17 protein-coding genes and 1 pseudogene are annotated in these 22928 nt (G+C 72.5%); 15 read left to right on the top strand and 3 right to left on the bottom strand.

Annotation, left to right across the window (positions count from 1 at the left end; all coding sequences use genetic code 11):
- Positions 1–109: 109 nt before the first annotated feature.
- On the top strand, positions 110–1234 hold the full coding sequence (locus OG974_RS12375) for a glycosyltransferase family 4 protein (protein ID WP_327282747.1): 1125 nt from the start codon (positions 110–112) through the stop codon (positions 1232–1234).
- Between the two features lie 555 nt (positions 1235–1789).
- Here OG974_RS12375 and OG974_RS12370 read toward each other — a convergent pair.
- From OG974_RS12370 to OG974_RS12360, 3 genes are all read right to left on the bottom strand, one after another.
- The gene (locus OG974_RS12370) at positions 1790–3415 is read right to left on the bottom strand and encodes a PucR family transcriptional regulator (protein WP_327282746.1); all 1626 of its coding nucleotides are present in this window, start codon (positions 3413–3415) and stop codon (positions 1790–1792) included.
- A 94-nt stretch (positions 3416–3509) separates the two neighbouring features.
- Entirely contained in the window at positions 3510–4892 is a 1383-nt protein-coding gene (locus tag OG974_RS12365; protein ID WP_328762304.1) for an FAD-binding oxidoreductase, read from the bottom strand.
- 118 nt (positions 4893–5010) lie between these two features.
- Entirely contained in the window at positions 5011–6864 is a 1854-nt protein-coding gene (locus OG974_RS12360) for a glycoside hydrolase family 15 protein (protein ID WP_327282744.1), read from the bottom strand.
- A gap of 446 nt (positions 6865–7310) precedes the next feature.
- On the opposite strand from OG974_RS12360, the gene OG974_RS12355 reads away from it, so the two are divergent.
- From OG974_RS12355 to OG974_RS12290, 14 genes and pseudogenes are all read left to right on the top strand, one after another.
- Entirely contained in the window at positions 7311–8948 is a 1638-nt protein-coding gene (locus OG974_RS12355; RefSeq protein ID WP_327282743.1) for a CTP synthase, read from the top strand.
- Positions 8949–9037: 89 nt separating this feature from the next.
- The gene (locus OG974_RS12350) at positions 9038–9667 is read left to right on the top strand and encodes an NUDIX hydrolase (RefSeq protein WP_327285595.1); all 630 of its coding nucleotides are present in this window, start codon (positions 9038–9040) and stop codon (positions 9665–9667) included.
- Positions 9668–9743: 76 nt separating this feature from the next.
- Entirely contained in the window at positions 9744–11807 is a 2064-nt protein-coding gene (locus OG974_RS12345; protein WP_327282742.1) for a tetratricopeptide repeat protein, read from the top strand.
- Between the two features lie 152 nt (positions 11808–11959).
- Entirely contained in the window at positions 11960–13075 is a 1116-nt protein-coding gene (ald, locus tag OG974_RS12340; protein ID WP_327282741.1) for an alanine dehydrogenase, read from the top strand.
- Positions 13076–13401: 326 nt separating this feature from the next.
- Positions 13402–14562: a ParA family protein gene (locus OG974_RS12335; protein WP_371646450.1), complete on the top strand. Its 1161-nt coding sequence runs from the start codon at positions 13402–13404 to the stop codon at positions 14560–14562.
- On the top strand, positions 14547–15038 hold the full coding sequence (locus OG974_RS12330) for a hypothetical protein (RefSeq protein ID WP_327282739.1): 492 nt from the start codon (positions 14547–14549) through the stop codon (positions 15036–15038). The genes OG974_RS12335 and OG974_RS12330 overlap by 16 nt, the downstream gene beginning before the upstream one ends.
- Before the next feature lie 1232 nt (positions 15039–16270).
- Entirely contained in the window at positions 16271–17296 is a 1026-nt protein-coding gene (locus OG974_RS12325; protein WP_328765162.1) for a segregation/condensation protein A, read from the top strand.
- Positions 17293–17922, top strand: a complete 630-nt coding sequence (gene scpB, locus OG974_RS12320; protein WP_327282738.1) for an SMC-Scp complex subunit ScpB — start codon at positions 17293–17295, stop codon at positions 17920–17922. Before OG974_RS12325 ends, scpB begins: the two co-directional genes overlap by 4 nt.
- Positions 17922–19214 carry a pseudouridine synthase gene (locus tag OG974_RS12315; RefSeq protein WP_327282737.1) on the top strand — a complete coding sequence of 431 codons (1293 nt, stop codon included), beginning with the start codon at positions 17922–17924 and terminating at the stop codon, positions 19212–19214. Before scpB ends, OG974_RS12315 begins: the two co-directional genes overlap by 1 nt.
- A gap of 129 nt (positions 19215–19343) precedes the next feature.
- Positions 19344–19943 carry a nicotinamide riboside transporter PnuC gene (gene pnuC, locus OG974_RS12310; protein WP_327282736.1) on the top strand — a complete coding sequence of 200 codons (600 nt, stop codon included), beginning with the start codon at positions 19344–19346 and terminating at the stop codon, positions 19941–19943.
- Positions 19940–21037: an AAA family ATPase gene (locus OG974_RS12305; RefSeq protein WP_327282735.1), complete on the top strand. Its 1098-nt coding sequence runs from the start codon at positions 19940–19942 to the stop codon at positions 21035–21037. Before pnuC ends, OG974_RS12305 begins: the two co-directional genes overlap by 4 nt.
- Complete coding sequence (locus OG974_RS12300) at positions 21034–21765, top strand: NUDIX domain-containing protein (protein WP_327282734.1); 732 nt, start codon at positions 21034–21036, stop codon at positions 21763–21765. Before OG974_RS12305 ends, OG974_RS12300 begins: the two co-directional genes overlap by 4 nt.
- Entirely contained in the window at positions 21762–22778 is a 1017-nt protein-coding gene (locus tag OG974_RS12295; protein ID WP_327282733.1) for an ADP-ribosylglycohydrolase family protein, read from the top strand. The genes OG974_RS12300 and OG974_RS12295 overlap by 4 nt, the downstream gene beginning before the upstream one ends.
- 14 nt (positions 22779–22792) lie before the next feature.
- Positions 22793–22921 (top strand): annotated as a pseudogene (locus tag OG974_RS12290) (DNA polymerase beta superfamily protein); the annotation flags it as partial.
- Positions 22922–22928: the final 7 nt, after the last annotated feature.

The following is a 22928-nucleotide window of genomic DNA, read 5'->3' as shown; positions in this document are numbered from 1 at the left end:
GTGACGGTATCTCCTGCGGGATCCGCACCCGTATGGTCCCGGAACGCGCGTGCGGACTGGCATCCTGGGCGAGTCTCTGCCTTCCTCCCTCACCCTGGAGCTTCGGCCCGTGAGCAGCTCCCCGGTCTCCACCCCCGTCCCCGCGCAGCCGTACGGGCGGCCACCGCTCCGCACCGTCCAAGTACTCGGCGGCGCCGGCGCGGGCAGCAGCGCGCACGTACGGTCGCTCACCACCGGGCTCGCCGCGCGCGGGGTCGGGGTCACGGTGTGCGCGCCCGTCGAAGCGGAGGGGGAGTACGACTTCACCGGCGCCGGGGCGCAGTTCACCCCGGACGCGGTGAGCGCGCTGCGCGCCGTGTGCGCCGGGGCGGACGTGGTGCACGCGCACGGAGTACGAGCCGGAATGCGGGCCGCGCTGGCGCTGCGCGGGCGCCGGGTCCCGCTCGTGGTGAGCTGGCACGGCGGCGGCCCGGCGGCCGAAGGGGCGCTCGGGCGCCTCGGCCGGGTGCTGGAACGGCACGTGGCACGGGCCGCGGCGGTGGTGCTGGGCGCGTCCTCGGACCAGGTGGACCTGGCACGGGCGCGGGGCGCCCGGGACGCACGACTGGCGCCGGTGGCCGTGCCGATGGGGCCGGGACCGGCCGGCCCGGACGACACGGCGGACCCCGGCAAGGCACGGGCGGAACTCGGAGCGGTGGGACGGCCGCTGCTGATCGCGGTCGGCAGCCTGGTGGAACACCGGGGGTACTCCGTACTGCTGGACGCGGCGCGGGCGTGGCGGGTACTGGAGCCGCTGCCGCTGGTCGTGATCGCGGGGGAGGGCCCCCAGCGGGCCGAGCTGACCCGGCGGATCGAGGCCGAGGGTCTGCCGGTGCGGCTGCTGGGGCGGCGCCGGGACGCGGCGCAACTGCTGGCGGCGGCGGACCTGGCGGTGCTGCCCAGCCGGTGGGAGGCGCGGTCCCTGCTGGCGCAGGAGGCCCTGCGGGCGGGGGTGCCGCTGGTCGCGACGGCGGTCGGGGGCGTGCCGGAGCTGGTCGGGGACGCGGGGGTGCTGGTGCCGTACGGGGATGCGGCCGCGCTGGCAACGGCGGTGGCGGACCTCCTGTCGGACCCGGCCCGGCGGAGCGGGTTGGCCGCGGCGGGGCGGGCCCAGGCGGCGACGTGGCCGTCGGAGGACGACACGGTGGCGCAGATCCTCTCGATCTACGACGAACTGACCCCCCGCCGCCCCTGACCCCACCCCGCCGCAGTCGCCGACGGGTGGCTGGGCCAGGTTCCGGCGTGCTCGGGGCTCCAGGGGCTCCGCCCGGGCCCTCGTGCCTGGATCGCCGGCAGGGCTGGATGGGGGCGAGGGCGTCGTGCGGGTGCGGCCCGGTCGCCGTGGGCCAGCCCCCGTCCCCCGTGCCCATTCCCCGCCACAGTCGCCGACAGGGCTGCGTCAGGTTCCGGCTCGGGGCCCCAGGGGCTCCGCCCGGGCCCTCACCCCCGCCTCGAACGCAGGCGGGGCCGGGATGGCCCAGGGGGCTCGACACGCCCCGCAGGGCCCACCCGCCCCCTGCGGCCCGCCGACGGGCTCTGAGCAGCGAGCGCGCACCACTCGCCTCGGAGGGGGCGCCGCGCCCCTGGACGGCAGCCAGTGGCCCGTCGGAGGCCGCCTGGCCCCTGACCCGGGGCCGATCCCCGGCTGCGCGCGGCGCGCGGTCACCGCACCCCGCCGCGGTGCGGGGCCTGGGGGAGGGACACGTCGGGAAGGGGCGGGCCGCCAGGGTCGCGCGGTGCGAGGAGGGCGTCAGGAAGGAGACGTGGTGTGGCGGCGGGCGCGGAGGGCCAGGCTCAGGGAGAGGACCGTCTCCGGGTCGTCCAGGTCGGTTCCCAGGAGTTCTGAGATCCGGGCCAGCCGGTTGTACAGCGTCTGCCGGTTGAGGTGCAGCTCGCGCGCCGTCTCCGCCTTGCGGCCCGCATGGGCCAGGTACGTCTCCAGGGTCGGCAGCAGCGGTGGGCGGGACGCCGCGTCGTGGACCCGCAGCGGCCCGATCGCCCGGTCCACGAACGCCGCCAGGTCGGGGTGTTCCCGCAGCCGCCACAGCAGCAGGTCGATGTCCAGCCGCCGGGCGTCGTACCAGGGTCGGGCCGGCAGGCCGTGCGCGGCCGTGGCGGTCTCGGCGGCGTGGCGCAGGCCGGAGGAGGCCGCCGCCCAGCCGCCCGCGACGCCCACGACCACCGCCGGCGGGGCCGCGGCCCGGTCCAGGCCGGCGCGTTCCACACCGGCCCGCAGCGCCGCCGCGACCCGGTCCGCGACCGCCGCGCGTTCCGATTCCGCGCGGAGCGAGACCAGCAGCGGCACCCGGCCTTCCACCGGCCGGACCCCGAGGAGCACCGGTACGCCGACCGACGACAGCTCCTCCAGGACCGCCCGGGCCAGGACGGCCCAGTTCCCCGACGGGCCGAGGTCGGAGGCCAGCCGCATGACGACGGGCAGCAGCGGACCGGCTCCGGGTTTGAAGCCCAGTACGCGGGCTTGCGCCGGGGCGTCCTCCGCAGAGATGCGGCCTTCCGCGAGGTCGGTGAGGAAGTCGCCGCGGCCGCGCGCGGCCAGCTCGTCCTCCTGGCGGGCCTGCATGAGGACGACGGCCAGGACGCCCGCCGTCCGTTCCGCCGCCATCCGGTGGACGGGCAGCAGCGGCGCCGACACGCCCAGCAGGACCACCCTGGCGCGGATCGAGCCGGTGCCGTGGCCGCCGCCGGGGACGTCGACCAGGACCGCGTTGGCCGACGGCTCCGCCTCCCGCTGGCCCCGCAGGCCCTCCCACACCTGGAGCGGGTCGGCCGCGGCCTCCCCGGAGACCGGGCCCGCCGCGTACAGGAGTTGGCCGTCGGGGGTCTCCAGGAACACCGGGTTCCCGGTGAAGTCGGCCAGGATGCGCAGCACCTGCGGGATCCCGCCGCCGCCCAGCAGGGCCTCGGTGCACCGCCGGTGGACTTCCTCGGCCCGCTGGAGCAGGGCGTAGTGGTGGTTGACGATCTCGGTGTGGACCTCCTCCGTCACCGTCACGAACGGCACTTCGCGGTGGAGCTGGACGAGCGGGAGGCCCGCCGCCCGGGCCGTCTCGACGAGGGTCGCCGGGAGCCGGGTGAAGCGCGGGCCGAGTTCGACGACCAGCGCGGCGATCCCCCGGTCCGCGAGGCGCCGTACGAAGGCGCGCTGCTCGGCGGGCCGGGTGCCGAGGCCCAGCCCCGTGGTCAGCAGCAGTTCCCCGCCCTTGAGCAGGGAGGCGATGTTCGGCACCTCGCCCGCGTGCACCCAGCGCACGGTCCGGCCGAGGCGGTCGGCGCAGGCCACCACCTCCGGCAGCCCGCTGCGGAGTCCGGGCAGCTCCAGTGCCCGCTGAACGGTGATCCCGCCCTGGTTGTCCATATCGCGGGACGCTACCGGCCGCCCGGTTCCCGGCACATCACCGGGCGGGGGCAAGGTCCGATATGCCCCCGTCCGGCCCGAGACGTCAACCGGGTCACGCGGGCTTGATGTTGTGGTTGAAGCGGAACACGTTGTCCGGGTCGTACGTACGCTTCACCGCGGCCAGCCTGGCCAGGTTCTCCGCGCCGAGACCGGCCACCACCCGCTCGGGGCCCTCGTCACCGGTGAAGTTGAGGTAGACCGCGCCCGTGCTCCACGGCTGTACGTGGCCGCGTACGTCACGGACCCACTGCTGGCAGCGTTCGTCCTCGGCCGGGTCCTCCCAGATGCCGAACGGGTGCACGGCCCAGGGGGCGTCACGGTACGGAACCGGGAACTCCGAAGGCCCGTCGGCGATGGCCCCGCCCAGCGGGAAGAGGGCGTGCTGGGTCGGGGACGGCGAGGGCATCACGTCGCCGAGGGCGCAGAACACGCTGACCAGTTCGTCCGGCAGGCCGGTCAGGTACTCCGCGGACCAGTAGTTCCGCAGGCCCGGCGGGTCGTCCAGCATGCACTGGAAGTCCGGGTACGGGAGGGCCATGAGCACCTCCGCCACGTGCGGCAGCGCGAGCAGCGGCTCGGCGAGCTTGCGCAGCGCCTCCTCGCTCCCCGCGTACGTGATGAGGGAGCCCACCAGCCGCGTCCCGACCAGGTCGGGCGGTACGAAGGGTTCCGGCGGGCCGGTCAGGTAGATCACGCCGCCGCCCGCCTCGGCCGGCCCGCCCTCGATCACCTCGCGGTAGGTGCGCAGTACTTCGGGTCCGGCCTCCGGCGGGTACAGCAGAAGGCAGATCGCGAACTCCGGCAGCTCGTGCAGGCGCAGCGTGATCGAGGTGGCGACGCCGAAGTTGCCGCCGCCGCCGTGCAGGGCCCAGAACAACTCGGGGTTGTTCTCGGCGGTCGCCGTCACGGTGTTGCCGTCCGCGGTGACCAGGTCCACGCCGAGCAGGTTGTCGACGGCCAGCCCGAACTTCCGGTCCAGCCAGCCCGATCCGCCGCCGAGGGTGAACCCGGTGACGCCGGTGGTGGAGACCCGGCCGCCGGTGGTGGCGAGCCCGTACGGCTGGCAGGCGCGGTCGAGCACGCTCATCACCGCGCCGCCCTCCACGCGTACGGCCTTGGCCCCGGGATGGACCGTGACCTCCTGCATCCGGCGCATGTCGACGACGACGCCGCCGTCGTTGAGGGACATCCCGGCGACGCTGTGGCCGCCGCCGCGCACCGCGATCGGCAGGTCCAGCTCCCGGGCGAAGCGGACCGTGGTGACGACGTCCGCTTCGCTCTCGCACCGGGCGATCACGGCGGGCCTGCGGTCGATCATCGAGTTGAAGATCGTCCGGGCCTCGTCGTAGCCCGGATCGTCGGGAGCGAAGACCTCACCGGCCAAGTCCTCGCGGAGCGCGGCCAAAGCCGTGCCGGCCTTCGAGTGGGGAGCCATGGCTGCGCCCCTTTCGCGCAGGAAACGAACCCTTCCAGCGTAGGCGGGGCCGTTGCCGACGGCGCGGTGAGCGGACGGCGTGCGGCAGCGGTGCGGCACCGCTGCCGCGCTGCCCGCGTCAGCCTCCGTACGCCCCGCTGGCGGTGAGCCGCAGGGCCGTGTCGATCAGGGGGACGTGGCTGAACGCCTGCGGGAAGTTGCCGACCTGGCGCTGGAGCCGCGGATCCCACTCCTCCGCCAGCAGTCCCAGGTCGTTGCGCAGGGCCAGCAGCCGCTCGAAGAGCTGGCGGGCCTCGTCGACCCGGCCGATCATCGCCAGGTCGTCCGCCATCCAGAACGAGCATGCCAGGAAGGCCCCCTCGTCGCCTTCGAGTCCGTCCACACCGGCCTCGTCGCCGGTCGTCGGGTAGCGCAGGATGAACCCGTCGGGCGTGGACAGCTCGCGCTGGATCGCCTCGATGGTGCCGATGACCCGCTTGTCGTCCGGCGGCAGGAAGCCCATCTGCGGGATCAGCAGCAGGGAGGCGTCCAGCTCCTTCGACCCGTACGACTGCGTGAACGTGTTGCGTTCCTTGTCGTAGCCCTTCTCGCACACGTCCTGGTGGATCTCGTCGCGCAGTTCGCGCCACCGCTCCAGCGGGCCGTCCGCGTCGCCGCTCTCGATCAGCTTGATCGTGCGGTCCACCGCGACCCAGGCCATGACCTTCGAGTGGACGAAGTGGCGGCGCGGGCCGCGCACCTCCCAGATGCCCTCGTCGGGCTGGTCCCAGTGGGTCTCCAGGTAGCGGATCAGCTTCAACTGGAGCACCGAGGCGTAGTCGTTGCGCGCCAGGCCCGTCATGTGACCCAGGTGGAGGGCCTCGGTGACCTCGCCGTACACGTCCAGCTGGAGCTGGTGCGCGGCGCCGTTGCCGACCCGGACCGGGCGCGATCCCTCGTACCCGGGCAGCCAGTCCAGCTCGGTCTCGCCGAGTTCCCGCTCGCCGGCGATCCCGTACATGATCTGCAGGTTCTCCGGGTCGCCGGCGACCGCGCGCAGCAGCCACTCGCGCCAGGCCTGGGCCTCCTCGCGGTAGCCGGTGCGCAGCAGCGAGGACAGGGTGATGGCGGCGTCGCGCAGCCACGTGTAGCGGTAGTCCCAGTTGCGGACGCCGCCGATCTCCTCCGGCAGGGAGGTGGTGGGCGCGGCGACGATGCCGCCCGTGGGGCCGTACGTGAGCGCCTTGAGGGTGATCAGGGAGCGGATGACGGCCTCGCGGTAGGGGCCGTGGTACGTGCAGTGGTCGACCCATTCGCGCCAGAACGCGGCGGTGGTCGCCAGGGCCTCCTGCGCGTCGGGGGTGTCCGGGGCGCCCTTGTGGGAGGGCTGCCAGCTGATGCAGAAGGCCTTGCGGTCGCCGGGGCCGAGGGTGAAGTCGGAGTACGTGGTCAGGTCCCGGCCGTACGTCTGCGCGTCGGTGTCCAGCCAGACGGAGTCCGGGCCGGCGACGGCGACGGTGCGTCCGTCGACCTTGTGCACCCAGGGCACGACCCGGCCGTAGCTGAACCGCATGCGCAGCGCGGAGCGCATCGGGACCCGCCCGCTGACGCCCTCGACGATGCGGACCAGCTGCGGCGCATGGTCCTCGCGGGGCGGCATGAAGTCGATCACGCGGACCGTGCCGCGCGGGGTGTCCCATTCGGATTCCAGGACCAGTGAGTCGCCCTGGTAGCGGCGCCGGGTCGCCGCGGGGGCCCCGGTTTCCCCGGGGAGCACCGGTCCGATGCGCCAGAAGCCGTGGTCCTCGGTGCCCAGCAGGCTCGCGAAGACGGCATGGGAGTCGAAACGTGGCAGACACAACCAGTCCACCGATCCGTCCCGGCAGACCAGCGCGGCGGTCTGCATGTCCCCGATCAGTGCGTAATCCTCGATGCGCCCGGACACGTAGATCTCCAGTCGAACGGCCACGTCCGCCCCGAAGGGCGCTTGCATTGCGCGGTTGCGCGGTCCCGTGGGTGTGGATCCCCGCACTGAGCTCATGATTCCGGATGCGGCCGGGTTACGCCGTCTGCCGGACTGCTCGGCGGCGATGTGAAGCGATATCCGAGCAGGATATGACGGCACCCTAGTGATCTCCTGAAGTCGGGGGACAATATGACTCGACCAAATGGGTGACCAGCGGCAACGACGGTGTGACCGGCCGCGGGACGGCCGGTGGCGCTGGGTCGAGCAGTCGTCGCGGCGCGTGCCCGGAGGCGGACCGGCCCGGGCGCTGATAGGCTGGTACCCCGTGGACCGGTGGTCTGCCTGTGCGAATCAGGAGCCCCGAAACCGCAGCTTCGGCGCCCCCTGAGAGCCTCCGGTTCGATGGTGGCCGGCGCCGGATGCACCGCACCTCACTTCGCGACCACGGGAGCCCCCTCTTGGCGAGCACAGCCATGACGACCAAGCACATCTTCGTCACCGGGGGTGTCGCCTCCTCCCTCGGCAAGGGCCTGACGGCCTCCAGCCTGGGTGCGCTGCTCAAGGCGCGCGGCCTGCGGGTCACCATGCAGAAGCTCGACCCCTACCTGAACGTCGACCCGGGCACGATGAACCCGTTCCAGCACGGCGAGGTGTTCGTCACCAACGACGGCGCCGAGACCGACCTGGACATCGGCCACTACGAGCGCTTCCTCGACGTCGACCTCGACGGCTCGGCCAACGTCACCACCGGCCAGGTCTACTCCCAGGTCATCGCCAAGGAGCGGCGCGGCGAGTACCTCGGTGACACCGTGCAGGTCATCCCGCACATCACCAACGAGATCAAGAGCCGCATCCGCCGCATGGCGACCGAGGACGTCGACGTCGTCATCACCGAGGTCGGCGGCACCGTCGGCGACATCGAGTCGCTGCCCTTCCTGGAGACGGTCCGCCAGGTCCGCCACGAGGTCGGCCGCGACAACGTCTTCGTCGTGCACATCTCGCTGCTGCCCTACATCGGCCCCTCCGGCGAGCTGAAGACCAAGCCGACCCAGCACTCGGTCGCCGCCCTGCGCAACATCGGCATCCAGCCCGACGCGATCGTGCTGCGCGCCGACCGCGACGTCCCCACCTCCATCAAGCGCAAGATCTCGCTGATGTGCGACGTGGACGAGGCGGCCGTCGTCGCCGCGATCGACGCCAAGTCGATCTACGACATCCCGAAGGTGCTGCACACCGAGGGCCTCGACGCGTACGTCGTGCGCAAGCTCGACCTGCCGTTCCGCGACGTGGACTGGACGGTCTGGGAGGACCTGCTGGACCGCGTCCACAACCCCGACCACGAGGTCAAGGTCGCGCTCGTCGGCAAGTACATCGACCTGCCCGACGCGTACCTGTCCGTGACCGAGGCGCTGCGCGCCGGCGGTTTCGCCAACAGGGCCCGCGTCCAGATCAAGTGGGTCACCTCCGACGACTGCAAGACCCCGGCGGAAGCTGCCGCGCAGCTGTCCGACGTGGACGCGATCTGCGTGCCCGGCGGCTTCGGCGACCGCGGCGTCAACGGCAAGGTCGGCGCGATCACCTACGCCCGCGAGAACAAGGTCCCGCTGCTCGGCCTGTGCCTGGGCCTGCAGTGCGTGGTCATCGAGGCCGCGCGCAACCTCGCGGGCATCGCGGAGGCCAACTCCACCGAGTTCGACGCCTCCACCCCGCACCCGGTCATCTCGACCATGGAGGAGCAGCTGGCCTTCGTCGAGGGCGCGGGCGACCTGGGCGGCACCATGCGCCTGGGCATGTACCCGGCCAAGCTCGCGGAGGGCTCCATCGTGCGCGAGGTCTACGGCGACCAGGCGTACGTGGACGAGCGCCACCGCCACCGCTACGAGGTCAACAACGCGTACCGCGGCGAGCTGGAGAAGAAGGCCGGCCTGGTCTTCTCCGGCACCTCCCCGGACAACAAGCTCGTCGAGTACGTCGAGTACCCGCGCGAGGTCCACCCCTACCTCGTGGCCACCCAGGCCCACCCGGAGCTGCGCTCGCGCCCGACGCGCCCGCACCCGCTCTTCGCGGGCCTGGTCAAGGCGGCGGTGGAGCGCCAGCAGGCGGCCAAGTGACGGCCTGACCGCATAACGTAGACAGCCGGGGCGAGGATCTTGCCCCGGCTGTCGCGTTTTCGGAAGGACACGGGGTACGGATCATGGCCATGGGCATCGCGGACAACGCCGAATCGTGGGAGGTCATCGCCTCACGGACGCCGTTCGAGGGCGCGAAGACGTCGGTCCGCTCGGACCAGGTGAGCATGCCGGACGGATCGGTGGTGCGCCGCGACTACCAGGCCCACCCGGGCTCGGTGTGCGTGCTGGCGCTCGACGAGGACGGCGGCGTGCTCGTGCTGCGCCAGTACCGGCACCCGGTACGGCACAAGCTGTGGGAACTCCCGGCCGGGCTGCTCGACGTACCCGGCGAGAACCCGCTGCACGCGGCCCAGCGGGAGCTGTACGAGGAGGCGCACGTCAAGGCCGAGGACTGGCGGGTGCTCGCGGACTTCTTCGCGTCCCCCGGCGGTTCGGACGAGGCGATCCGGATCTTCCTCGCGCGCGGTCTGTCCGAGGCGGAGGGGGAGCGGTACGCGGCGTCGGAGGAGGAAGCGGACATGCAGATCGCCCGCGTTCCGCTACAGGATCTGGTCCGGGGGATCCTGGAAGGCCGGCTGGGCAATCCGGGACTGGTGACGGGAGCGCTCGCCCTGTCCGCCGCGCTGGCGTCCACCGACGGCCTGGACTCCCTGCGCCCCGCCCAGGCCCCGTGGCCGGCCCGCCCGTACGAGGTGTAGGGCTCGCCGGGCCGCAGCTGGGGGGTGCCGACGGGCCCCGGGGCGTGGTGTGAACATCGGTTGATCCGATCGGGCGATGTGCCCGCCGCGCTCCACACAGGTCGTCGCTCTGCGTGAACTACGCTCGCAACCCGAAGGCAGGGAGAGGAGCGGATCCGTGACGGATTTCGTCGGGCGGCGGCGCGAGCTCAAGGAGCTGCGCGAGGACATCGCACGGACCGGGCTCGACACCCTCTCGGGGCGCAAGGCCAAGGCACCCAGGGCGCGCGTGCTGCTCGTCGCCGGACGGCCGGGGTCGGGGCGCACCGCCCTCGCCGAGGCGTTCGTCCGCGAGGTCGCCGCCGACTATCCCGACGGCGTCCTCAAGGTCCGCCTCACCACCCCCGGCGGCGAGACCGTGGCCACCGAGCGGGCGATCCGGACCCTGCTGGAGGGGCTGGGCGAGGCCACGCCCCCCGGCGCCGCCGAGGACGAGCTCAGCTCCGCCCTGCGCGCCGCCCTCACCGGACGGCGCACGATCCTGCTCGTCGACGACGCCGCCGACCCGTACCAGGTCGACGCGCTGCTGCCGGACACCCCCGAATGCCTCGTCGTCATCACCGCCGAGGGGCCGCTCACCGGGATTCCGGATGTCCGCCCCTGCACCCTCGGCGGGCTCGACACCCCCTCCGGGGTCCAGATGCTCGCCCAGCGCATCGGGGACACCCGCATCACCGTCGACCCCTGCGCCGCCGAGTCCCTCGCCGAAGAGTGCGGAGGGCAGCCCGCCGCACTGGCCCTGGTCGGCGGCTGGCTCACCGCACACCCCAAGGCCGCCGTCGCCGACGTGGCCAAACAGCTCCACGAGATGCCCCCCGGCACCAGCGGCCCGCTGGCCCGCGCCTTCCGGCTCGTCTACGAGTCCCTGCCGCAACCCGCCCAGCGGACCCTCCGGTTGCTACCGCTCGCCCCCGCCGGGATCGTCGACTCGCACACCGCCTCGGCCCTCGCCGGCTGCTCCGTGGCCGCCGCCCAGTCCACGCTGGAGGACTTCGCCGGGATGGGCCTCGTCCGGCACGCCTCCGACGGGCTCTTCCTGCTGCCCGGCTGCCTCACACCGCTGATCCAGGCCCTACTGGAGACCAAGGAGCGCACCGCCGAGGTCCAGCTGGCCCGGGCCCGGATGCTGGAGCGCACCGTACGCCTGCTGCACTCCTGCCGGGTCATGGCCGAAACCGGTGAGGGGGCCGAGGGCCCCCGCCTCCACGGTCCGGAGAAACTGGAGGGACTTCCGCGCGCGCTGCGCTTCCCCGACCGGCGCGCCGCCGCCACCTGGCTCGACACCCGGCTGCCCGCGCTGTCCGCGGCCGCCTCCCTGGCCGTGGCCGACGGCGGGCTGGACACCCTGGCCCGCCGGCTGATCGCAGCCCTCGTACGGGCCCTCGCGGAGCACCGCGGCACCGCCGGGGCCGCCCCCGAGCTGTACGGGCTGCACCGCCTGGTCCTGGACGTGGCCGAGCGCCGAAGCCTGCACCGGGAGCAGGCCGCGGCCCTGCTCAACCTGGCCGACCTGGACGCCGAGACCGGCCGCACACAGGAGGCGTTGGAGCGCTACCGGGCCGCGCTGGACGCGGGACGGGCCGCGAACGACCCGTACGCCACCGGCCGAGCGATGGAATCCGTAGGCGGCGCCTACCAGGAGCTCGCCGACTGGCACCGCGCCGCCGACTGGTTCGGCCGGGCCCTGGCGCAGGCCCTGGCGCGCGGGGAGCGCGCGGACGAGGCCCGGCTGTACGGACGGCTCGGCAACGTGCACACGTACGCGGGCCGCTACGGGGACGCGCTGCGCAGCTGGCGGACCGCCGCCGCGGGGTACCGGAAACTGGCCGATGTGCCGGGCCAGGCAAAGGCGTTGAGCGAGATGGCGCGAATCCAGGAGTACGCGGGGAGGCCCGAGGAATCGCTGCACACCTGCCGCGAGGCGGTGGAGCTCGCACGCCGGGCCAAAGACCTGCGGCTTCAGGCCGCGCTCCAGGTGCGGCTGGCCGACACGCTGGACCGGCTGGGTGACCCGGCAGCCGCGAGGCTGCACCGCTCTGCGGCCGACAGATTGCTGGGAGACGACCCCGCAGCCTGCGAAATCCGTAGTGGTTCCGACTGAGATTATTGGTTTGCAAGGCTAGACAGCGCGTCGTCCTTCATTAGACTGGCTTCACCACAGCATCCCGTGGTGCATCCCGTTGCGCGTTCTTGTGGGCGGGTATGTATGGAAGTGCCCCGTAATATCCCCTGAGCCAAGGACCGTGATCGACGATGAAGGTCGGCATCCCCCGCGAGGTCAAGAACAACGAGTTCCGGGTCGCCATCACGCCCGCCGGCGTGCATGAGCTGGTCCGAGGCGGCCACCAGGTCTTCATCGAGCAGAACGCCGGTGTCGGCTCCTCGATCACGGACGCCGAGTACGTCGCCGCCGGCGCCGAGATCCTCGGCACCGCCGACGAGGTCTGGGCGATCGCCGACCTGCTGCTGAAGGTCAAGGAGCCCATCGCGGAGGAGTACCACCGCCTCCGCAAGGACCAGACCCTCTTCACCTACCTGCACCTGGCGGCCTCCCGCGAGTGCACGGACGCCCTCCTGGAGTCCGGCACCACCGCCATCGCGTACGAGACGGTCGAGCTCGCCAACCGCGCGCTCCCGCTGCTCGCCCCGATGTCCGAGGTCGCGGGCCGTCTGGCCCCGCAGGTCGGCGCCTACCACCTGATGCGCTCGGCCGGCGGCCGCGGCGTGCTCCCCGGCGGCGTCCCCGGCACCCACGCCGGCGAGTGCGTGGTCATCGGTGGCGGCGTCTCCGGCTGGAACGCCGCGCAGATCGCCATCGGCATGGGCTTCCACGTGACCCTGCTCGACCGGGACATCAACAAGCTCCGCGAGGCCGACAAGATCTTCGGTACGAAGATCAAGACGATCGTCTCCAACGCCTACGAGCTGGAGAAGGCCGTCGTCGAGGCCGACCTCGTCATCGGTGCCGTGCTGATCCCGGGTGCGAAGGCACCGAAGCTGGTCACCAACGAGCTCGTCGCCAAGATGAAGCCCGGAAGTGTCCTTGTCGACATTGCGATCGACCAGGGTGGCTGCTTCGAGGACTCCCGTCCGACCACCCACGCCGAGCCGACCTTCCAGGTCCACAACTCGGTCTTCTACTGCGTCGCCAACATGCCGGGCGCGGTGCCGAACACCTCCACCTACGCGCTGACCAACGCGACCCTGCCCTACATCGTGCAGCTCGCGAACCTCGGCTGGGCCGAGGCGCTGCGCCGTGACCCCGCGCTCGCGCTGGGCCTCAACACCCATGGCGGCCAGGTCGTTTACGGTCCGGTCGCCGAGGCCCACGGCCTCCCGACCCTTGAGCTGAGCACGCTGCTCGGCTGAAGCGTCAACGACTGACGTCAATCTCACGTATCCGGCCGGACCTTGCCCCCAAGGTCCGGCCGGACGTGTTTGCCGGATGCGTGCGGGCGCTGCTCAACTCGCCTCGAACGTAACCCTTTAACCCTTTCGCACACCCGCGAAACTTCGCAGCGACAGCCCGGACGCCCTTGACAGAGAGGTGTTCGGTTGCCGACACATCGTTGCCGGTCCGACGGATTGTGTTGCCGCTGAGCGGTGACACGCCATAGAGTCGCCAACCGTCGGCATGGTGCCACGCTGACCTATCGATAAGTGTCCTGGTCACGTCCGAGGAGGTAAGACGACTTGTGAATGAGTCGACATTTGCTCCCGGAGGTGGTCGAGCAGGGACGCCTGACCGGGGCCAAGGACCCGCCGGGCTCGAAGCGGTCGGCTCCGTCGCAGTCCGCACCTTCGCAAACCACCAGCACATGACGACGCCCCAAAAGAGCATGGACGGCCTAGACGTGAACTCCAGGGCCGGCGACCTGAGCGGCGAAAAGCCCGTGGGTTTCGCCGACTATGAAAACGTGCCCGAAGGGCACTTCTACGACCCGGACGCGGAGTACGAACCCGACCCCGAGTACGCGGCCACCCTCGCCCCCGACGCTGCACGCCAGCGCCGGGAGCGGATCGGCCCGACCGGACGGCCGCTGCCGTACTTCCCGATCCCGGGTCCGCTGACCGACCACGGTCCGGCGACGATCATCGCGATGTGCAACCAGAAGGGCGGCGTGGGCAAGACCACGTCGACCATCAACCTGGGCGCCGCACTCGCCGAGTACGGGCGCCGCGTGCTGCTCGTCGACTTCGACCCGCAGGGCGCGCTGTCCGTGGGCCTCGGCGTGAACCCGATGGAACTCGACCTGACGGTCTACAACCTGCTCATGGAGCGGGGCATGTCGGCCGACGAGGTGCTGCTCAAGACGGCGGTCCCCAACATGGACCTGCTGCCGAGCAACATCGACCTGTCCGCTGCGGAAGTGCAGCTGGTCAGCGAGGTCGCGAGAGAGTCGACGCTGCAGCGGGCGCTGAAGCCCCTGATGGCCGACTACGACTACATCGTGATCGACTGTCAGCCCTCGCTCGGTCTGCTGACCGTGAACGCCCTGACGGCGGCTCACAAGGTCATCGTGCCGCTGGAGTGCGAGTTCTTCGCACTGCGCGGTGTGGCACTGCTGACCGAGACCATCGAGAAGGTGCAGGAGCGGCTCAACCCCGAGCTGGAGCTCGACGGCATCCTCGCCACGATGTACGACTCCCGTACGGTGCACAGCCGTGAGGTGCTGGCGCGCGTCGTCGAAGCCTTCGACGACCACGTCTACCACACGGTCATCGGCCGCACGGTGCGCTTCCCGGAGACCACGGTCGCCGGCGAGCCGATCACCACGTACGCCTCCAACTCCGTCGGGGCCGCCGCGTATCGCCAGCTGGCCAGGGAGGTGCTCGCCCGGTGTCACGCCGAGTGAGTCTGCCCGGAGCCGACGAACTGTTCCGTACGACCGGCGGGATGGCGCTCCAGGCGTCCTCGCCGAGGCGGGGCCCCGAGGAGTCACCCGCCGGGGAACACGCGGCGGCGTCGGCGGAGGGCACGGCGGGCGAAGGTCGCAGCCGGGAGGCGGCGGCCGGTACGGAGCCGGTGGTGGGAGCACCCCGGCGCCCGCAGGAAGGTTCTGTCAGCCCGGAACCGCGGCGGGGCAAGGGCCAGGGCCGCGGTGCGAACCGCCGGCCCAGCGGGCGTGAACGGCACGACGAGAAGATCACGGTCTACGTCTCCGCCGAGGAGCTCATGGACCTGGAGCACGCGCGGTTGGTGCTGCGCGGCGAGCACGGGCTCGCGGTGGACCGCGGACGCATCGTCCGCGAGGCGGTGGCCGTGGTCCTGGCGGACCTGGAATCCCGCGGCGACGCAAGCATCCTGGTCCGCAGACTCCGCGGCCGCTGACGGGCCGCCGGGCGCTGCCGCGACCGTGCTCCTGCTGCTCCTGCTTTTGATTGGGGCGGGTGCCGTTGCGGGGCGGTGGTGGGTGGTGTTGTTCGGTGGTGGTGTTGATGGTTTTGGTGGGGCGGTGTGGGTGGGTGTGGGGGGATGTCCTGTAGGGAGGCCTGCAGCCGCCCCTGGTGGTGGGTGTTGGTGTCGTGTGCGGCCTGCGGCTGGTCTTTCCTGTAGGTCAGGACGCTCCCGTCGTTGTCCTGTCCTGTGTGCCCGCACTGTCTGACCGTTGTGCGCGGCTCTGTGCGCGGACCGGTCGTTCTTTGGCCGGCTGGCCGGCCGGTTGCCCGCCCGTCCGGCCGCTTGTGACCGTGGCTGGTGTCGGCGTGAGGTGCTGGTCCGGCCGGTGGGTGTGTCCATCTGTGGTGACCGTGGGCGATGTCGGCGTGATGATGCGCTCCTGCCCGTGGTGACCGGTGCCCCAGTCAGCGGGAGGGCCCGTGACGGGTGGTCGGAAGGCGGGGAGGGCGGGCCGCTGGGCCTTGTTTGACTGCACCCTGGGTGCGGATTTCGTGCTCCCGGCTCCGCGGCTGCCGCCCACCCACTCCCGGTGGGGTGTCTGGCTGCCGGCTGTGCGGCTTACGCCCGCCCCCTGCCGGTGGGGTGTCTGGCTGCCGGCTGTGCGGCTTACGCCCGCCCCCTGCCGGTGGGGTGTCTGGCTGCCGGCTGTGCGGCTTACGCCCGCCCCCTGCCGGTGGAGCGGCTTGCTCCCGGCTGTGCGGCTTACGCCCGCCCCCTGCCGGTGGAGCGGCTTGCTCCCGGCTGGGTGGCTGCCGCCGGCACCTCCCGTCGGAGTGTCTGGCTCCCGGCTTCGTGGCTGTCGCCGGCACCTCCCGGTGGGGTGTCTCGCTACCGGCTGGCTGCCGCCCGCCCCTGCCGGAGGGGTGTCAGGCTCCCGTCCCCGTGGCTTCCGTCCACCCCTCCCGGTGGAGCGGCTTGCTTCCGGGTCCGTGGCTGCCGCCCGCCCCCTCCCCGTCCGCTTTCGTGCTCGGCTGCGTGGCTGCCGCGTCGGTCTCCCGGCTGGGGTGTGCGTTCCGGCCGCCTGGCTGCCGCGCAGCCTTCCGGTGGCTTCCGTCCCGTCGTGCTCCGCCCGTCTGCTGTGGGCGGGTCCGGGGAGGGGGGTGGGGGGAGCGTGGCAGCCTTGGGGGTGGCCGCCGAACCCCTCCGTACCGCCTTGGACCGTGATGCCCCTTCCCGCCGATCCCGGCCGCCCCGCCCGCCGCAGTTTGGGTCGCGGGCCGGGTGCCCCGTCCGTGTCCGGGCCGCGAGACCCGCACGCGCCCCCTGGGGCGCCCGTGATGCCCGGGCCGGGCGAGGACCCCACCCGGCCCCCCGCGGCCGCTGAGGCCCCCGTAGGGGCCCCGGAGGAGGCCGTGGCGGGCGGAGCGGCAGCGTCCGTCGCCGGGGCGCAGTCCGACGGGCGGTTCACGCTGCGGCTCGCCAATTTCGAGGGCCCCTTCGACCTGCTGCTCCAGCTGATCTCCCGGCACAAGCTCGACGTCACCGAGGTCGCCCTCTCCAAGGTCACCGACGAGTTCATGGCGCACATCCGCGCCATGGGCCCCGACTGGGACCTCGACCAGACCACCGAGTTCCTCGTCGTGGCCGCCACCCTGCTGGACCTCAAGGCCGCCCGTCTGCTGCCCGCCGCCGAGGTCGAGGACGAGGCCGACCTCGCCCTGCTGGAGGCCCGTGACCTGCTGTTCGCCCGGCTGCTCCAGTACCGCGCGTACAAGCAGATCGCCGAGATCTTCGAGCGGCGCGCCGAGAGCGAGGGCCGCCGTTACCCACGCACCGTCGGTCTCGAAGACCACCACGCCGAGCTGCTGCCCGAGGTCGTCATCGGCATCGGCGCCGAGGGGTTCGCCCGGCTGGCGGTCAAGGCCATGCAGCCCAAGGCCAAGCCGCAGGTCTACGTGGACCACATCCACGCCCCGCTCGTCAGTGTGCGGGAGCAGGCCGCCGTGGTGGTCGCGCTGCTCAAGGCGCGCGGCGAGGCCACCTTCGCGGAGCTGACCGAGGACGCCGACGACACCCTCACGGTCGTCGCGCGGTTCCTGGCGCTGCTGGAGCTGTACCGCGAGAAGGCGGTGGTCCTCGACCAGGAGGAGGCGCTGCGGACGCTCACCGTCCGCTGGAGCGGCGGGGACGGCGACGGGATGCCGAAGGTGACCGACGAGTTCGACCGGATCGTGGAGGTCAAGGAATGACGACGGAGAGCGCCGTGGCGGCCCTCGCGCTGAAGCCCGCCCTGGAGGCCGTCCTCATGGTCGTGGACGAGCCCGCGACCGAGGCGCACCTGGCCAAGGTGCTGGACCGCGCCCCGCGCGAGGTCGCGGACGCGCTGCGCGAGCTGGCCGACGAGTACACCGTCCAGGGGCGGGGCTTCGAGCTGCGGCTGGTCGCCGGCGGCTGGCGGTTCTACACCCGGGCGGAGTACTCCGACGCCGTCGAGCGGTTCGTCCTGGACGGCCAGCAGGCCCGGCTGACCCAGGCGGCGCTGGAGACCCTGGCGGTGGTCGCGTACCGCCAGCCGGTGAGCCGCTCGCGGGTTTCGGCGGTCCGCGGAGTGAACTGTGACGGGGTCATGCGGACGCTGCTCCAGCGGGGTCTGGTGGCCGAGGCGGGCACGGAACCCGAAACAGGTGCGATCCTGTACAGGACGACGAACTACTTTCTGGAGCGGATGGGCCTGCGAGGCCTGGACGAGCTCCCGGAGCTCGCGCCCTTCCTCCCCGAGGCGGACGCGATCGAAGCCGAGACGCAAGAGGGTGTTCCGTCGTTCGATCCGGATGCACCGGATACCGATGAAGACGACAAGACGACGGAACTTTGATGCGAAGCAGCGGCAACGGCAACGGCGGCGGCAACAGGAACAGCGGCGGCGGTGGTGGTGGCGGGCGCGGTAACTCCCGCGGCGGCTCCTCCTCCGGCGGCGGTGGCTACCGCGGCGGCAGCTCCTCCGGTGGAGGCGGCCAGCGCGGCGGCTCCTCCGGTGGCGGTGGCAACCGAGGCGGCTCCAGCGGCGGTGGCTACCGCGGCGGGAGCTCCGGCGGCGGTTACGGCGGTGGCTCCGGCTCGGGCGCCCCGCGCGACCGTGACCGCGACCAGGCGCCGCAGCGTCCCCGCAACCCCCGCCCCGAGGAGCGCCGCTACGACGTCGGCCCCGAGGGCGAGCGCAGCCGCGGCGGTGCCCGTGGTGACTCGGCGCGCGGTGGCGCCAAGGGCGGTCCCCGCACCTCCAAGACCCCCGGCATCGGCGGGGCCGGCGGCCCGCGCCGCGGTCCCGGCAGCCGCAGCGGCCAGTCCCGCCCCCGCGAGCTGGACGCGCGGATCGAGGAGCGCGTGCGCGACCGGTACGCCGACAAGCCCGTGATCAAGACCCCGAAGACCTTCCCGGGCGCCGAGCAGGAAGGCGAGCGCCTGCAGAAGGTGCTCGCCCGTGCCGGCATGGGTTCGCGACGTGCGTGCGAGGAGCTCATCGAGCAGGCCCGCGTCGAGGTCAACGGCGAGATCGTGCTGGAGCAGGGCAAGCGCGTCCAGCCGAAGGACGAGATCAAGGTGGACGGCCTGACGGTCGCCACCCAGTCGTACCTGTTCTTCGCGCTGAACAAGCCCGCCGGTGTCGTCTCCACCATGGAGGACCCGGACGGCCGCCAGTGCCTCGGTGACTACGTCACCAACCGGGAGACCCGTCTCTTCCACGTCGGCCGGCTCGACACCGAGACCGAGGGCATCATCCTGCTCACCAACCACGGTGAGCTGGCGCACCGCCTCACGCACCCGAAGTACGGCGTGAAGAAGACGTACGTCGCCGCGATCACCGGTTCGCTGCCCCGCGACATCGGCAAGCAGCTCAAGGAAGGCATCGAGCTGGAGGACGGCTGGGCGCGCGCCGACAACTTCCGGGTGCTCGACCAGGTCGGCAAGAACTACATGGTCGAGGTGACCCTGCACGAGGGCCGCAAGCACATCGTCCGCCGCATGCTCGCCGAGGCGGGCTTCCCGGTCGACAAGCTCGTGCGGACCTCCTTCGGTCCGATCGAGCTGGGCGACCAGAAGTCCGGCTGGCTGCGCCGCCTGACCAACACCGAGGTCGGCATGCTCATGCGCGAGGTCGGCCTGTAGTAGGTCCCGCCCCCCGGCGAGCGAAAAGCCCGCAGTGCCCCCGTGGCGCTGCGGGCTTTTCGCTTGTCAGGGACCCGCCCTCCTGTTTATAGTCAACCTGACCATTAAAGAGGGAGGAGGTCGGGCGCCATGAGCTGGACCGAAATACTGGGGTTCGCCACCGGAGCCCTGTGCGTCTGGCTCGTCGCCCGGCAGCACGTCGCGAACTGGCCGATCGGCATCGCCAACAACGTCTTCTTCATCGTGCTGTTCGAGCGCTCCGGCCTGTACGCCGACGCCGGACTGCAGATCGTCTTCGTCGCCCTCGCCGCGTACGGCTGGTGGACCTGGACCCACGGGGGTGGACCAGGCTCCGCACAGGCCCTTCCGGTGCGCCGCACCACGCGCACCGAATGGGCCGCGCTGGGCGCGGCGGGGGCGGCGGGGGTCCTCGGGCTCACCCTGCTGCTGGGCCGGATCACCGACTCCACCGTCCCGTTCTGGGACGCGCTGACCACCAGCCTCTCGCTCGTGGCCACGTACGGCCAGTGCCGCAAGCTCGTGGAGTCGTGGTGGCTGTGGATCGCCGCCGACCTCGTCTACATCCCCCTGTACGCCTACAAGGGCCTGTACCTGACCTCGGCCCTGTACGCCGGCTTCCTCGCGCTCTGCGTGGTCGGCCTGCTCGGCTGGCGGCGCACGCTGCCGGCGCGCGACGCCCGTACGACGGCTGCGGGGGCCACGGCATGAGCGCCGCGAGCTCCGCGAAGCGGTACGTCCACGGGCTGGTGCTCGGCAAGTTCTACCCGCCGCACGCCGGGCACCACCACCTGGTGCGCACCGCCCAGCAGCGGTGCGAGCGGCTGACGGTACTGGTGTGCGCCGCGTCGGTGGAGTCGGTGCCGCTCGCCGACCGGGTGGCGTGGATGCGCGAGGCGCACCCGGAGGCGCAGGTCGTCGGCGCCGTCGACGACGTCCCGGTCGACCTGCACGACCCGGCGGTCTGGGAAGCGCACATGGCCGTCTTCCGGGGCGCGGTGCCCGGTCCGGTCGACGCCGTGTTCACCTCGGAGGAGTACGGGACGGAACTCGCCCGGCGGTTCGGGGCCGAGGAGGTCTGCGTGGACCCCGGACGCACCCGCTTCCCCGTCTCCGGCACGGCCGTACGGGCGGACCCCGTCGGGAACTGGGAGTTCCTGGGGCCGGGCGTACGGGCCGCACTGACCCGGCGGATCGTCGTCCTCGGCGCCGAGTCGACCGGCACGACGACCCTGTCCCGGGCCCTCGCGGACCACTACCGGGCGCGCGGCGGAGTCTGGGCCGGGACGGGCTGGGTCGCGGAGTACGGGCGCACCTACAGCGAGGAGAAGCTCGCCTCGGCGCGCGCGGCGGACCCGGCGGCGACATGGGAGGACGTGTCGTTCACCTCGGCGGAGTTCCCCGTGATCGCGCGGCGGCAGGACGCGGAGGAGGAGCGGGCGGCCCGGACGGGTTCGCCGGTGCTGTTCTGCGACACGGACTCCTTCGCGACCGGCATCTGGCACGAGCGGTACGTGGGGGGCCGCAACGAGGAGGTCGAGAAGGTGGCCGCGCTGACGCACCGCGACCTGTACCTGCTGACGGACCACGCGGACGTCCCGTTCGAGGACGACGGCCTGCGGGACGGCCCGCACCTGAGGCCCTGGATGACGGAACGCTTCCGCGCGGAACTCGACCGGACCGGGCGTCGTTTCCTGCTCGTACGCGGTGACCGCGAGACGCGGCTGACGGCAGCGGTCGAGGCGGTCGACGAACTGCTCGGCGCGGGATGGCACTTCGCGGACCCCCTGCCGGAGAAGCGATGACGGCGGCCTACGACCCGTACGCCTTCGAACCGTTCGCGGTGACGGTCGACCTGGCGGTGTTCACCGTCCGCGGTGGAGCGCTGCACGTCCTGCTGATCCGCCGCGGCCAGAACCCGTACGCGGGAGCCTGGGCACTGCCCGGCGGCTTCCTGCTGCCCAGGGAGTCGGCGGAGACGGCGGCCCGCCGGGAACTGGCCGAGGAGACCGGCTTGCCGCAGGCGGTCGTCGGCGCGCTCCACCTGGAGCAGCTGCGCACCTACAGCGAACCGGACCGCGATCCCCGGATGCGGGTCGTCTCCGTGGCCTTCACCGCCCTGGTCCCGGACATGCCGGAGCCGGCGGCGCAGGGCGGCGGCGACGCGGACCGGGCGCGTTGGGTACCGGTGGGGGAGGCCGCGGACCTGGCCTTCGACCACGCTGTGATCCTGGCGGACGCCCGGTCGCGGGTCGGGGCGAAGCTGGAGTACACCTGCCTGGCCACGGGGTTCTGCCCGCCCGAATTCACCCTCGGGGAGCTTCAGTCCGTCTACGAGACCGTCTGGGGCACCGTCCTGGACCGTCCCAACTTCCGCCGCAAGGTCCTGGCGACGCCCGGCTTCGTCGAGGTGGTGCCGGGAGCCGCCCGACTGACCGGGGGCCGAGGCAAGCCGGCCGCCCTGTACCGGGCGGGCCCGGCGACATCCCTGCACCCCCCGCTGCTGCGCCCCACGGAAGGACACCCGAAATGACTCTGAAGAAGCGGGCGGCGACGGGAGCCCTCCTCGGCCTCGCCCTCGGCGACGCACTGGGCTTCCCGACGGAGTTCAACGACGTCCCGTCGATCCTGGCGAAGACCGGCCCGTGGCGTTCCATGGCCCTGCCCCGCCCGGCGATCGTCACCGACGACACCCAGATGACCCTGGCCCTGGCCCGCGGCATCCGGACGGCGACGGATCGCGGCACGGTGGGCCCGCAGCGGCTGGCCCGCCCGGTCCGCGAGGAGTTCGTCGACTGGTACCACTCGCCGGAGAACAACCGCGCCCCGGGCAACACCTGCCTGCGCGCCTGCCAGCTGCTGGACTCCCCGGAACGGGACTGGCGCGACGCCAGCCAGACCGGCTCCAAGGGCTGCGGGGCGAACATGCGGGTGGCTCCGGTGGGCCTGGTCCCCGGCTGGACGGACGAGGAACGGGCCGGCGCGGCCCAGCTCCAGTCGGCCCTGACCCACGGCCACCCGACGGCGCTCGCGGCCTCCGACCTGACGGCCCGCGCGGTGTACCTCCTCGCGCGGGGCACCGAGGTGACGGGCCTGGTCGGGCAGCTGCGCTCGTACGCCCTGCACCACCGCACGCACTACCACGAGCGCTGGCTCGGCGACCTCTGGATGCGCACGGCCTCGGACGCGACGCCGGAGTCCTTCATCGCGCGGGGCTGGGACGACTGCCTGGCCGTCCTGGACCGCCTGGCGGCGGCCCTGCGCCACCCCTCCCCGGAAACGGACCCGTGCCTCACCACGGGCGACGGCTGGATAGCGGAAGAGGCCCTGGCCACGGCCCTCCAGTGCTTCCTCCTCTTCCCGGACGAACCCCTGACGGCCCTGCGCCGCGCGGCCTGCACGAAGGGCGACTCGGACTCGATCGCCTGCCTGGCCGGCGCCTTCGCGGGCGCCCACCTCGGCGCGGACGCATGGCCCCGAGACTGGGAGGGCCGCATCGAATACCGCGAGGAACTCCTGGCCTTCGGCACCCTCTGGGACGTGTGACCGTGCTCGACGCCATGAGTGCCGACCTGTCCCCGGTGGTGGCGGACCAGCCCTTTCCGCTGTTGTTCGCCACGGTCTCGGGCGCCCACCTGTACGGCTTCCCGTCCCGGGACTCGGACATCGATCTGCGCGGTGCCCACCTCCCGCGTC

It is taken from the genome of Streptomyces sp. NBC_00597 (assembly GCF_041431095.1).
Classification (GTDB): Bacteria; Actinomycetota; Actinomycetes; order Streptomycetales; family Streptomycetaceae; genus Streptomyces.
Note: the sequence above shows the minus strand (reverse complement) of the source record. Positions and strands in the feature narration are given on the sequence as shown.